The following is an 11982-nucleotide window of genomic DNA, read 5'->3' as shown; positions in this document are numbered from 1 at the left end:
ACACCTGCGCGAGCAGTCCGGCGAACTCGGTGCCGACGAAGTCGACGCGCAGCCCCAGCTTCTCGGCGACGGCCTTCAGGAGTTCGTTGTCGTAGCCGGTGAATTCGTTGTCCGAATTGATGCAGATGCTGGGCGGCGCGTCGGACAGGGTGCCGACCGTGATGACGCCGGGCGTGATCAGGTTCAGTGTCGACGTGTCGATCTGATCGAGGGGCGTGACGTCAGCCGTGGTGTATCTGTCCTCGGCGGCCGCACCTCCGCCCGCGTCCAGATTGGTGGGCGCTGCCGTCGCCGCACCCACTCCGGGGGGCGCGCAGAGATCCTGCGGGGCCGCACCGGTCGAGTCGGAGTCGCTCGAGCACGACGACAGGGTCAGTGCCAGCAGGGCGGTGAGAACAAACGCCACCACCACACGGATCCTCGCTCCGGCGGAAGAAAACATGATGTGCAGCGTAACGTGAACCTTCAGCCGGCCCCGGTTCGGCGAAAAGGGGCGACGTCGCTTCGGGGGACGGTCCGTCACAGGCGGCCGTCACGATTGTGCCCCGATCGCGACAGGACGAGGCTGGACGATGTCCTTGTCGGAACCGCGGAACCCGTGGAGGTGAGCACATGCCCACGGCGCAGCAGCCGGACCACATCGGAACCGGCGATCGGCTCGGCGAGACAATGGCCGAGCTGGCGATGACCCTGCAGAAACAACACAGAAGTATCGACGGGACTCTCGAGTCGATCACTCGGTCAGCGGTGAGGATGGTGCCGGGAGTCCACCACGCCGGCATCACCCTGGTTGTCGGCCGCCGGAGGCTGGAGCCGCGGGCGGCGACCGACAAGCTGCCCCTGCGCATCGATCAACTGCAGACCGAACTCGGGGAAGGTCCGTGCCTGGACGCCATCTGGGAACAGCACACCGTCGAGGTGCCGGACATGAGCACCGAGAAGCGGTGGCCCCGCTTCGCCAAGGCCGCCGCGGAGTCGGGGGTGCGCTCGATGCTGTCGTTTCAGCTCTACACCCATCAGGACAATCTGGGGGCGCTGAACCTGTACTCCGACGTCGCCGACGGTTTCGACGACACCTCACACGAGGTGGGTCTGCTGCTGGCCACCCATGCGGCGATCGCGTTGATCGCCGCGCAACGTGAGACTCAGCTGCAGTCCGCGCTGGCCAGCCGCGATGTGATCGGGCAGGCAAAGGGCATCGTCATGGAGCGCTACGGCGTCGATGCCGTTCGCGCATTCGAGCTACTCAGCCGACTCTCCCAGGAGTGGAACATCCCCGTGGCGGAGATAGCGCGCCGGGTGGTCTCCGGCAATGCACCCTGAGCCCACGGCAGCGTCGCACCGCTTGCCACGTGGCGGGTCGAGCATTATTGTTTGTCATACAAACAAGTGGGAGTGAGCATGGGGCCACCGTCGTCGCGGGCAACACGGGAATCGGGACGTCAGACGCGTGAGTCCCTGTTCGAGGCCGCAACCGGACTCTTCCTCGAGCACGGGGAGAGCGTGCCGATCACGCAGATCTGCGCGGCCGCGGGAGCACACCCCAACCAGGTGACCTATTACTACGGGTCCAAGGAACGCCTCTTCGTCGAAGTCGCGTGCGCCGCCGTCCTGCGCGCAGGCAAGCGCGCCGAACAAGATGCCGCCGGATGCGACACGGTCGGCGAGTACACCGAGAAACTGGTCGGTTCGCTGCTCGGCCCCGGCGCACCCAGCGTCGAACTGTTCACCGAAGCCATGCTGATGACCGGCCGTCGCGGCGAACTCCGCGACCTCATCACGGACACCCTGCGCACCCTGCACTCGTCGGGTGAGCAGGCACTGCTCCGCACGCTGATGCGCACCGGCTGGCAATTGCGGGCCGGGATCGATGTGGAGTCGAAGGCGTTCTGGTCCGCGATCTTCGGACTCGTCATCCAGAAGTCGGCCACCGGTGAAACTTTCGGATACTCCCTCGAAGAGGCGGTTGCCGTCATCTTCGCCAATCTCCAGATTCCCGAGTCGGTGCTCCACAGCGCCATCGAGTGAAAGGTCTGCCATGACCGGCACGTACGAACAATCCGTCACGCACCCCGCACCGCACAGCACCCATACGGTGCTCAACCAGTCGACACCCCGCGTCGACGTCAACGAGTTCACCCTCGACACCGTGCTGACGGAGGGCGTTCGTCGGCACGACGCGGACTGGGCGGTCGGTGAGCTCACCGACATCGGAGAACTGGTCGGCAGCAAGTCGTTTCAGCACGATGCCGAACTCGCCAACACGATCCTTCCGGAACTGCACACGTTCGACCGCTGGGGCAACCGCATCGACGAGGTGGAATACCACCCCGCATACCACCGCATCATCTCGTCGGCGGTCGCCCACGGCGCGCACACGTCCGCGTGGGCGGATCCCAAGCCGGGAGCCAACGTCGCGCGCGCCGCGTCGTTCATGCTCTTCTCTCAGGTGGAGCCGGGACACGCGTGTCCCATCTCGATGACCCATGCCGTCATTCCGTCCCTCGAACTGCAACCCGACGTCGCGGCGCTCTGGAAGCCCCGCGCCCTCTCCCGCAGTTACACACCGGAACTGGATGCGCCCGGCAAGGCCTCCGCCATCTTCGGCATGTCCATGACGGAGAAGCAGGGCGGCTCGGACGTACGGGCCAACACCACCGTCGCGAAACCGGCGGGGCGCGGCGGACCCGGTGCCGACTACCTGCTCACCGGGCACAAATGGTTCTGCTCGGCTCCCATGTCCGATGCGTTCCTCGTGCTGGCGCAGGCGGAAGGTGCAGGCGGAGAGGGGCTTTCCTGCTTCCTGCTGCCCCGCGTCCTGCCCGACGGCACCCGCAACGTGTTCCGCATCCAGCGCCTGAAGAACAAGCTGGGCAACAAGTCGAACGCGTCGTCCGAGATCGAACTGGACGGCACGGTGGGCGTCATGGTGGGAGAACCGGGACGAGGGGTGCGCACCATCATCGAGATGGTGGCCCGCACCAGGCTCGACTGCATCCTCGGCAGCGCCGCCGGGATGCGGCAGTCCGTCGCCGAAGCGGTGTGGCACGCCCGGCATCGCTCCGCATTCGGCAAGGTCCTGTCCGATCAGCCGGCCATGGCCTCCGTGCTGGCCGACCTGGCGCTGGAATCGGAGGCGGCCACGGTCACCGCGCTGCGACTGGCACGCGCGTACGACGACGACGCAAGCGAGCAGGAGCGCAGCTTCCGGCGACTGGCCACCGCCGTCGCGAAGTACTGGATCTGCAAACGCGGGCCGCACCACTCCTACGAGGCGCTGGAATGCCTGGGCGGCAACGGCTATACCGAGGATTTCCCCCTCGCTCGCCGCTACCGTGAACAGCCGGTGATGGCGGTGTGGGAAGGGTCGGGCAACGTCATCGCCCTCGACGTCCTACGCGCGATGACCCGCGAACCCGACAGCGTCGCCGCCTTCGACGCCGAGGTGAGCCTGGCCCGCGGCAGCAACCCGACACTGGACGGGCATCTCGATCGGGTCCGCCACCGGCTCGGGGAACTCGCCACCGCAGACCCGGACCGCGCCCAGTTGCGGGCCCGTACCGTCGTCGAATCGATGGCCCTCGCGCTGCAGGCGTCACTGCTGGTGCGTTTCTCGCCGGCCGCCACCGCGGACGCGTTCATCGACGCCCGTCTCGGCCCCGACCGCACCCACGAATACGGCACGCTCTCCCCGGCCGCTGACCTCGGTGCCATCCTGGCCCGGCATTAGGCTGCCTGGCAGCGGGAGCGGTCAACCCGCGCGGAGGTAACGGGAGACCGCCTCGGCCCGGTTGGCAGCTCCGAGTTTGCGGAGGATGTGCCTGACGTGGGCCTTGGCGGTCGCCTCCGAGATGAACAGCCGATTCGCAATGCGTGCGTTCGAGTCACCCTCGGCCATGTGCGCGAGGACTTCGAGTTCCCGTCGGGTCAGGTCCACGATCCCTGCGGGAAAGCCGGGCTGCACCGAGTGCCGGCCCGGAAACGCCAGGACCGGATCGGTTGCCGGCTCCAGGTTCGAGCTGATCATCTCGTCCAGCATGTCCGGCGAATCGTTCATGACCGCGGTGACCTGCTGTCGGATCGTATGTAGGCGCTCCTGGTAGTAGTGGCGTTCGAGGGCGTAGCCGAGACATTCCGCGAAGGTACGGACCAGCGTCAGGTCGAACTCGCCGACCTCCCGGCCGTCGCTCGGGGTGTCGGCGTGGACGAATCCGAACACTCCGTCGCCGACCATGATCGGGGCTGCGACGTAGGAAGTGGTACTTGTAATACGCTTGAAGCCGGGGTCGACCCGGTCGTTCGCTTGCGCCCGGGGGACCAGCAGAGGCGACCGCCGCCGCATGATCTCGCTTTCGATGAGCCTGTGGCCCAGCGTCCGGCTGCTGCTGCCGACTGCCAGGATCTCGGCGGCGAGCTCCGAGTCGTCCCGCACATAACACGACTTCGCAACCCAGCGGTTGTCCTCGACCCGGGACAGCATGCAACGCTCGAACCCGAGTTCGCCGACATGCATCGGCGCGAGCCGGACGAGATCGGACACCGACTTCACGGCTCGGAGCGCGTCGAGTGCCCGCCCGACTCCGGCGATCGCCGCCGACCGCTGCGCCAACTCGGCTTGGCGCAGCATCACCCGCGCGTGGCCGATCTGCTGGGAGAGTGCCAGCAGGCGAGCGCCATCGGCGCCGTGGGTTACTCCAGCGAGTACTTCACCGAGCCGGTGTGCAAGGGCACTCTCGATGACCTCGAGAGCCGCATCCGCCTCGTCGACGTCGTGGGCGGCATACGGATCGACCGGCACATCTGATCCGAGCAGATCACGGGAGAGAGCGAGCACGGAACGGGCGCGCTCCAGCTCTTCGCCCACACTCCCGACGGCGCGCAGCGCCGGTGAGGAGGTGTGGTCGTCGGTGACCGTCCGAAGAGGCGTCGTCGGTACCACGTGTTGTCTGCTCCTCCCATGCTGCGTCGCCGGATCAGCAAAAGGAAATCCTAGCAATCATGCATGCATGTCTCAATACCCTCTTGGCCGTGGTGCGGATCGAGAGTGCTGATCATGCATACATGATTGTTGATGTTTCCTACTGCGGCGCCGTTCCGGGGCAGAGCGGGCGACCTCGATGCTCACCATGCCTCTTCGGGCCAGTGCGCGTGGGTGAATCAGTGCAATCCCGGGCCGGGGTAGCCGTTGGGATGACAAACGTACGCCCAGCGAGTGATGTGGGTCACGCCCGGTGCGATGAAGATTGTGGGGACTCAAGTGATCGGCGTCACGCCCCCCGAAATGTACCGGCCGTGACGTCGCCGCGACACTCTGCACACTCGGAGGAAACTGTGACCACAATCGAGGCCACCACCGGACCGGCGCTACCTGTGCCGGACCAGATTGCCCACCAGATCGTCCTTCCCCAGGGGCACCGTGACGAGCCCGCCCTGTTCGCGGCGTACAAGTGGCTGCGGGAGAACAACCCGCTCGCCCAGGTGCACGTCGAAGGCTATGACCCGCTGTGGCTGGTGACCAAGCACGCCGACATTCTCGAGATCGAGCGCCAGCCGGAGATCTTCTGCAACGGCGGTGGCGACAAGCCCGGCACCCACAACCCGATTCTGACCAACCAGCCCGGCGACGCCTTCACCAAGAGCCTCACCGGCGGCACCCTGCGCATTCTCGATGCCCTGCCCTACCTCGACCCGCCGGAGCACACTGCGGTCAAGGACGTCGCGACCGAATGGTTCCGCCCGGCCAACCTCAAGCGCTGGGAGGATCGAATTCGGGCACTGGCGACCGAGGCAATCGACCAGCGGCTGCGCCCCGGGGTGAACGAGCTCGATATCGTCAAGGATTTCTCGATCTACTACCCGCTGCACGTGGTCATGACCCTTTTCGGTGTGCCCGAGGAGGACGAGTCGCGGATGATGGCTCTGACCCAGGAGTTCTTCGGCACCGCCGACCCGGACGAGGCTCGCGCGGATGTCGAACCCCTCAGCCCGGAAGCCGCGGCCAAGCAGTGGGCCGCCGCGATTGCAGATTTCTTCGCCTACTTCGACGTCCTGGTAGAGGATCGCCGCGCCAACCCCCGCGAGGACCTCGCCTCGATCATCGCCAACGCACGGCAGGAGGACGGCGAGTACTGGCCCAAGAAGTACGCCTACAGCTGGTTCGTGACGATCGCCACCGCCGGGCACGACACGACCACCTCCACACTGGCCGGCACTCTCGAGGCACTCGCCCAGCACCCGGACCAACTCGCCGCGGTGCAGCAGGACCCGACGCTGATCGGGGATCTGATCAACGAGGGCTTGCGCTGGTGCTCCCCGGTGAAGCACTTCATGCGCCAGGCCACCGAGGACTACGAACTTCGGGGCCGGCACATCAAGGCCGGCGACCGTCTGATGCTGCTCTACCAGTCGGGCAACCGTGACGCTGACGTCTTCGACGCCCCGGATGATTTCCGCATCACCCGTAAGCCCAACCGGCACATGGCCTTCGGCTACGGCCCGCACATGTGCACCGGTCAGCATCTGGCGAAGCAGGAGCTGCCGATCATGTTCGAGGAATTGCTGCCGCGCATCCGCAAGATCGAGATCACCGGTGAACGCAAGGTGACGCAGACCAATTTCGTCGGCGGATTGAAAAACCTGCCGGTCCGGCTGGAACTCACGTGAACGCGGTTTCGTCCAGCGCCGCTCGGACCGTCGTAGTCGTCGGGGCCGGCCACGGCGCGGCCTCCCTCGTCGGCCTGCTCCGGCAGGAGGGGTACACGGGCAAGATCGTGCTCCTCGGTGAGGAACTCGACTACCCGTACCACCGGCCGCCACTGTCGAAGAAGTTCGCCGAGGGCGAGCTCGAGCAGTGGCTGCGACCCCCGGAGTTCTACCGGGAGCAGGACGTCGAGGTGCGCCTCGGCGAACAGGTCACCGAGATCGACCGTGAAGCCGGGAGGGTCGTCACGGCCTCCGGCGAGCGGATCGGTTACGACGTGCTGGTCCTGGCCACCGGCTCCCGTCCCCGCCCGTTGCCGGTAGCGGGCGCCGGCCTGGCCGGCGTCGGTGCGCTACGCAACCTCGGCGACGCCCGAGCCCTGCGCAAGTGGGTCGGGGAAGGTCGCAAGCTGACCATCATCGGCGGCGGCTACATCGGACTGGAGGTCGCGGCGGTGACCCGCGCCGCGGGCGCGGAGGCCGTGGTGCTCGAACGCGAGGACCGAGTGCTGGCCCGCGTCGCGAGCCCCGAGCTGTCGGCGATCCTCACCGCGCGACATACCGAACAGGGCACGGTAGTGCGGACCGGTGTCGGGGTCACCGGACTGGAGGGCGCCGACGGGCAGGTGCGGAGCGTCGTGCTCGAAGGCGGCGAGACAATCGACTGCACCGCGGTGCTGGTCGGAATCGGTGCCATGCCGTGTGACGAGCTGGCCGCCGCCGCCGACCTGAAGCGCGGCCCGGCCGGCGGCGTCATCGTCGACGAATACGCCCGCACCAGCGATCCCGCGATCCTTGCGATCGGGGACGTGACGTGCCGGGCGGTACCGGGGCTCGACGGCATCGGGCGGCTGGAAAGCATCCCGAGCGCCACCGAGCAGGCCAAGCAGGCAGTGGCCGCGATCCTGGGCACGGCGGCGCCGCAACCCGAGACGCCGTGGTTCTGGTCCGACCAGTTCGACCTGAAGCTGAAGATCGCCGGAGTAGTGCGGCCGGGAGCGGACGTCATCCGCCGCGGTGACCCGGAGACGGGCCGATTCGCACTGTTCCACGTCCGCGACGGTGTGCCGGTGGCGGTGGAGTCCGCCAACGCTTCCCCGGATTTCATGGCGGGCAAGAAATGGATCGGCGCCGCCACGCCAGTCGATCCCGGTCGGCTGGCCGACCCCGGAATCGCACTGCGCGACGCCGTCCGCTGAACCTGCGCCGTCCCCCGCCAGCGGGGACCGCGCATGACCCACCGACCCCGGCGGGTCCGACAACCGCGAACCCACCGACTTGTACGACCCGAGGAATACCATGCCCAAGATCACGTATCTCGTCCCCGACGGAACCACCCACATCGTCGATGTCCCTGCTGGACAAAGCATTATGGATGGTTCCGTGCGCAACAACCTGCCCGGCATCGTCGCCGAATGCGGCGGCAGTTGCTCCTGTGCGACCTGCCACGTACACGTTGCCCCCGAGTTCGCCGATCTGTTCGGCGAGGCGACCGACGAAGAGCGTGACCTCCTCGAGTACGCCGAGGACGTCGACGAGCGCTCCCGGCTGTCATGCCAGCTCATCGTGAACGCCGCATGCGAGGGCGTCCGAGTGATCGTGCCCGACTCCAACGGCTGATCCGGCCCTGCCCGCATTGCCCGGCGGGTTCGCCCGCCCGATCTCAACCAACCCGACTGCAACCCGGGATACCGCAACAAAGGAACCACACCAATGACCGCACTCACCGGAACCACCGACTACTCGCAGTTCTACATCGACGGTGGCTGGGCCGACCCGTCGTCCTCGCGCACCGTCGAGGTGCGGGCGGCGGCCACCGAGGAACGCCTCGGCAGCCTCCCGGAGGCTACCGAGCAGGACATCGACGACGCCGTCGCCGCTGCCCGCAGGGCCTTCGACGACCCACAGGGCTGGTCGCGCTGGGATCCGGCGCGCCGCCGCGAGGCTCTCGAGCGCTTCGCCGTAGCCCTGGAGAAACGCGCCCAGGAGACCGCAACCCGCGTCAGCCTGCAGAACGGTATGCCGATCTGGCTCGCCCAGCAGTTCGAGGCGGGATTCCCGGCCCTGCTGCTGCGCTACTACGCCGGACTGGTCACCGACACCCCGCAGGAGGAGACCCGTCAGGGCATGCTCGGCGGAACGGCGCGAGTGATCCGTGAGCCGATCGGTGTTGTCGCCGCGATCGTCCCGTGGAACGTCCCGCAGGGGATCACGTTCCTCAAGCTCGCGCCCGCCCTCGCCGCCGGCTGCACCGTGGTACTCAAACCTGCCCCCGAGACGGTCCTCGATGCCATGCTGATGGCCGAGGCCGCCGCCGAGGCGCAGCTGCCGGCGGGTGTGCTGAACGTCGTGCCCGGCGGACGTGAGGTGGGGGCCCACCTGGTGGCCCATCCGCAGGTCGACAAGGTCTCGTTCACCGGATCGACGGCGGCTGGTCGGGCGATCGGCGAAACCTGCGGGCGGCTGCTGCGCCCGGTCACCCTGGAACTCGGCGGCAAGTCCGCGGCGATCGTCCTCGACGACGCCGATCTCGCTTCCACGATCGAGAGTTTCTTCGCCGCAACGCTTCTCAACAACGGCCAGATCTGCTGGCTCGGAACCCGTGTGCTGGCGCCGCGGTCGCGCTACAGCGAGGTCGTCGACACCATCAGCGGGCTCGCGTCCTCACTGCGGATCGGCGATCCCCTCGACGAGACCACCCAGGTCGGACCGCTGGTGTCCGCCAGGCAGCGCGACCGGGTCGAGTCCTACATCGCCAAGGGGCGCGCGGAGGGGGCCAGGCTGACCGCCGGCGGCGGCCGTCCGGAGGGCTTCGACCGGGGCTGGTTCGTGCAGCCGACCGTGTTCGCCGATGTCGACAACAACCACACCATTGCTCAGGAGGAGATCTTCGGGCCGGTCCTGTCGGTGATCCCGTACACCGACGAGGACGAGGCGGTCGCCATCGCCAACGCCTCGGACTACGGACTGGGCGGCAGCGTCTGGACGGCCGATCCGGAGCGTGGCGAGGCTCTCGCACGCCGGGTGCAGACCGGCTCCATCGGAATCAACGCCTACGTCAACGAACCCGTCGCTCCCTTCGGCGGAATCAAGGCCAGCGGCATGGGCCGTGAGCTCGGACCCGAGGCGCTGACCAGCTATCAGGTGCTCAAGACCGTGTACCTCGACCCCTCGGCCGCGCAGGCCTGAGCAGTACCCCTTCACTCATCTACAACGCAGGAGTTCTCATGAAAAGTCGCGGTGCAATCCTCCGCCAAGCCCCGGGCAAGTTCGAAATCGTCGATCTTTTGGTCGACGACCCCCGGCAGAACGAGATCCGAGTCCGGATGGTCGCGTCCGGGCTGTGCCACTCCGACGACCACATGGCCACCGGGGACCTCCCCGTCGCCGTCTACCCGGTCTGCGGGGGCCACGAGGGCGCGGGCATCGTCGAGTCGGTCGGCCCGAACACCTCCGGCTTCGAGCCGGGAGACAAGGTCATCTTCTCGTTCCTGCCGTCGTGCGGGAAGTGCCGCTGGTGCTCGACCGGGCACCAGAACCTGTGTGATCTCGGCGCCAACGTCCTGGTCGGCTCGCGCTGGGACGACCCGACGAGCTTCCGGCTGCAACTCGAGGACGGCACCCCCGTCGCCCAGGCGCTCGGCATCTCCACGTTCTCCGAGTACACGACCGTCGCGGTCGACTCCGCGATCAAGGTTCCGGCGGACACCCCCCTCGAGAAGGCCTGCCTGCTCGGCTGCGCAGTCGGGACCGGCTGGGGCTCGGCCGTCAACACCGGCGAGGTGCGCCCCGGCGACACCGTGCTGATTCTCGGTGTAGGCGGAATCGGCGCGAACGCCGTCCAGGGCGCCGTGCACGCCGGCGCGGCACGGGTAATCGTGGTCGACCCGGTCGCCTTCAAGCGGGACATGGCGCTCTCGCTGGGTGCCACCCACGCATTCGCCACCGTCGAGGAGGCCATCGAGACCGCGAAGAGCTTCACCAACGGCCAGGGCGCAGACGTCGCGATCGTCACCGTCGGTGTCATTACGGGCGAGCACATCGCGGAGGCGTTCGGCGGAATCCGCAAACAGGGCACAGTCGTCGTCACCGCGCTCGGCAACGCCACCGCCGTCGGCATCCCGGTGCCGATCCTCGAGCTGGTCCTCTACGAGAAGAAGATCAAGGGTTCGCTGTTCGGGTCGTCGAGCCCGCGCGCGGATATTCCCAAACTGCTCGACCTCTACCAGTCGGGCTACCTCGAGCTCGACAAGTTGATCACCACCGAGTACGCCCTCGACGACATCAACCAGGGATACGAGGACATGCATGCGGGCAAGAACATCCGCGGCGTCATCCGGTTCTGACCTCACCACGCTGCCCCCGCTCCCGGCCACCAACCAACTTCGATCACAGAGAGGCACCGATGACCGTCACCGATGACCCGACGACTCGACTGCCCGCAGAAAGCGGACCGTTCCTGGATGAAGACCCTGAAGCACACCGCTTCCGGGTTCACCGCTCCACCATGACCTCACCGGAGATTTACGCGACGGAAATGGAGCGGGTCTTCGCGCACAGCTGGCTCTACGTCGGCCACGAGTCGGAAATCCGTAAGAAGGGCGACTACGTGCGCCGCCCGGTCGGCGGACGCCAGGTCTTCATGGTCCGCGGACGGGAGGGGCAGGTGAATGTCTTCCACAACACCTGTACCCACCGCGGCGCGATGGTCTGCCGGGCCGAACGCGGCAACGCGAAGATCTTCTCGTGCTTCTACCACGCCTGGTCGTTCAATACGGACGGCGAGCTGGTGGGCATACCGGACAAGCAGGCGTACGGCGACGACCTGGACTTCGGCAAGCTCGGGCTGCGCTCTGCGGCCAGGGTCGACAGCTACCGCGGCTTTGTCTTCCTTTCCTACGATCCCGACATCGTGCCCCTGGTCGACTACCTGGCGGGAGCCACGGAGTACCTCGATCTCATCGTCGACGCCGTCGATGACGCGGAGGTCATCTCCGGCACCAACGAGTACGCGATCAACGCCAACTGGAAGCTTTTGGTGGAGAACAGTATCGACGGCTACCACGCGGTCAGCACGCACGATACCTACTTCAAGTACCTGGCGGCGCTCGGCACCGACCTCGCGGGCGGGGTGAAGGGCACGGCGAAGTCGCTCGGTAACGGGCACGCCGTGCTGGAGTACAAGGCCCCGTGGGGTCGACCGGTGGCGAAGTGGGAGCCGTTGTTCGGAGAGGGGGCTCGCGAGGAGATCGGCCGGCTGCGCGACGAGCTCGTGAGCAAGCA

11 protein-coding genes are annotated in these 11982 nt (G+C 67.1%); 9 read left to right on the top strand and 2 right to left on the bottom strand.

The window, feature by feature from the left end:
- The coding region (locus WAW17_RS29590; protein WP_422336415.1) for a transporter substrate-binding domain-containing protein at positions 1-442 on the bottom strand (442 nt) is incomplete at its 3' end.
- Between the two features lie 170 nt (positions 443-612).
- On the opposite strand from WAW17_RS29590, the gene WAW17_RS29585 reads away from it, so the two are divergent.
- From WAW17_RS29585 to WAW17_RS29575, 3 genes are all read left to right on the top strand, one after another.
- A complete protein-coding gene (locus tag WAW17_RS29585) occupies positions 613-1323 on the top strand; it encodes an ANTAR domain-containing protein (protein ID WP_422336414.1) in 711 nt (236 codons plus the stop codon).
- Between the two features lie 78 nt (positions 1324-1401).
- Entirely contained in the window at positions 1402-2028 is a 627-nt protein-coding gene (locus WAW17_RS29580) for a TetR/AcrR family transcriptional regulator C-terminal domain-containing protein (protein ID WP_422336413.1), read from the top strand.
- A 10-nt stretch (positions 2029-2038) separates the two neighbouring features.
- Entirely contained in the window at positions 2039-3730 is a 1692-nt protein-coding gene (locus tag WAW17_RS29575; RefSeq protein WP_422336412.1) for an acyl-CoA dehydrogenase family protein, read from the top strand.
- Positions 3731-3751: 21 nt separating this feature from the next.
- Here WAW17_RS29575 and WAW17_RS29570 read toward each other — a convergent pair whose 3' ends face one another.
- The gene (locus WAW17_RS29570) at positions 3752-4939 is read right to left on the bottom strand and encodes a LuxR C-terminal-related transcriptional regulator (RefSeq protein WP_422336411.1); all 1188 of its coding nucleotides are present in this window, start codon (positions 4937-4939) and stop codon (positions 3752-3754) included.
- Between the two features lie 392 nt (positions 4940-5331).
- Between WAW17_RS29570 and WAW17_RS29565 the strand changes: the two genes are divergently transcribed.
- The 6 genes from WAW17_RS29565 to WAW17_RS29540 all read left to right on the top strand — a co-directional run.
- Positions 5332-6663, top strand: a complete 1332-nt coding sequence (locus WAW17_RS29565; RefSeq protein ID WP_422336410.1) for a cytochrome P450 — start codon at positions 5332-5334, stop codon at positions 6661-6663.
- Positions 6660-7898, top strand: coding sequence for an NAD(P)/FAD-dependent oxidoreductase (locus WAW17_RS29560; protein ID WP_422336409.1), 1239 nt, complete (start codon positions 6660-6662; stop codon positions 7896-7898). The genes WAW17_RS29565 and WAW17_RS29560 overlap by 4 nt, the downstream gene beginning before the upstream one ends.
- 100 nt (positions 7899-7998) lie before the next feature.
- A complete protein-coding gene (locus WAW17_RS29555; RefSeq protein ID WP_422336408.1) occupies positions 7999-8319 on the top strand; it encodes a 2Fe-2S iron-sulfur cluster-binding protein in 321 nt (106 codons plus the stop codon).
- A gap of 93 nt (positions 8320-8412) precedes the next feature.
- Positions 8413-9888, top strand: a complete 1476-nt coding sequence (locus WAW17_RS29550) for an aldehyde dehydrogenase (RefSeq protein WP_422336407.1) — start codon at positions 8413-8415, stop codon at positions 9886-9888.
- Positions 9889-9926: 38 nt separating this feature from the next.
- Complete coding sequence (locus WAW17_RS29545) at positions 9927-11045, top strand: NDMA-dependent alcohol dehydrogenase (protein WP_422336406.1); 1119 nt, start codon at positions 9927-9929, stop codon at positions 11043-11045.
- Positions 11046-11104: 59 nt separating this feature from the next.
- Positions 11105-11982, top strand: an 878-nt coding sequence (locus WAW17_RS29540; protein ID WP_422336405.1) for an aromatic ring-hydroxylating oxygenase subunit alpha, incomplete at its 3' end; no start/stop codon positions are given.

Origin of the sequence: Rhodococcus sp. (in: high G+C Gram-positive bacteria) (genome assembly GCF_049286785.1) — a bacterium.
Lineage (GTDB): Bacteria > Actinomycetota > Actinomycetes > Mycobacteriales > Mycobacteriaceae > Rhodococcus_F.
The sequence above is the reverse complement of the archived record's forward strand: the minus strand, read 5'-3'. Positions and strand labels throughout refer to the sequence as shown.

Bases quoted from the DNA above. Each gene is read 5' to 3' on its own strand.
- WAW17_RS29585 (WP_422336414.1), top strand. From the start codon at position 613: ATGCCCACGGCGCAGCAGCCGGACCACATCGGAACCGGCGATCGGCTC.
- WAW17_RS29550 (WP_422336407.1), top strand. From the start codon at position 8,413: ATGACCGCACTCACCGGAACCACCGACTACTCGCAGTTCTACATCGAC.
- WAW17_RS29545 (WP_422336406.1), top strand. From the start codon at position 9,927: ATGAAAAGTCGCGGTGCAATCCTCCGCCAAGCCCCGGGCAAGTTCGAA.
- WAW17_RS29555 (WP_422336408.1), top strand. From the start codon at position 7,999: ATGCCCAAGATCACGTATCTCGTCCCCGACGGAACCACCCACATCGTC.
- WAW17_RS29575 (WP_422336412.1), top strand. From the start codon at position 2,039: ATGACCGGCACGTACGAACAATCCGTCACGCACCCCGCACCGCACAGC.
- WAW17_RS29580 (WP_422336413.1), top strand. From the start codon at position 1,402: ATGGGGCCACCGTCGTCGCGGGCAACACGGGAATCGGGACGTCAGACG.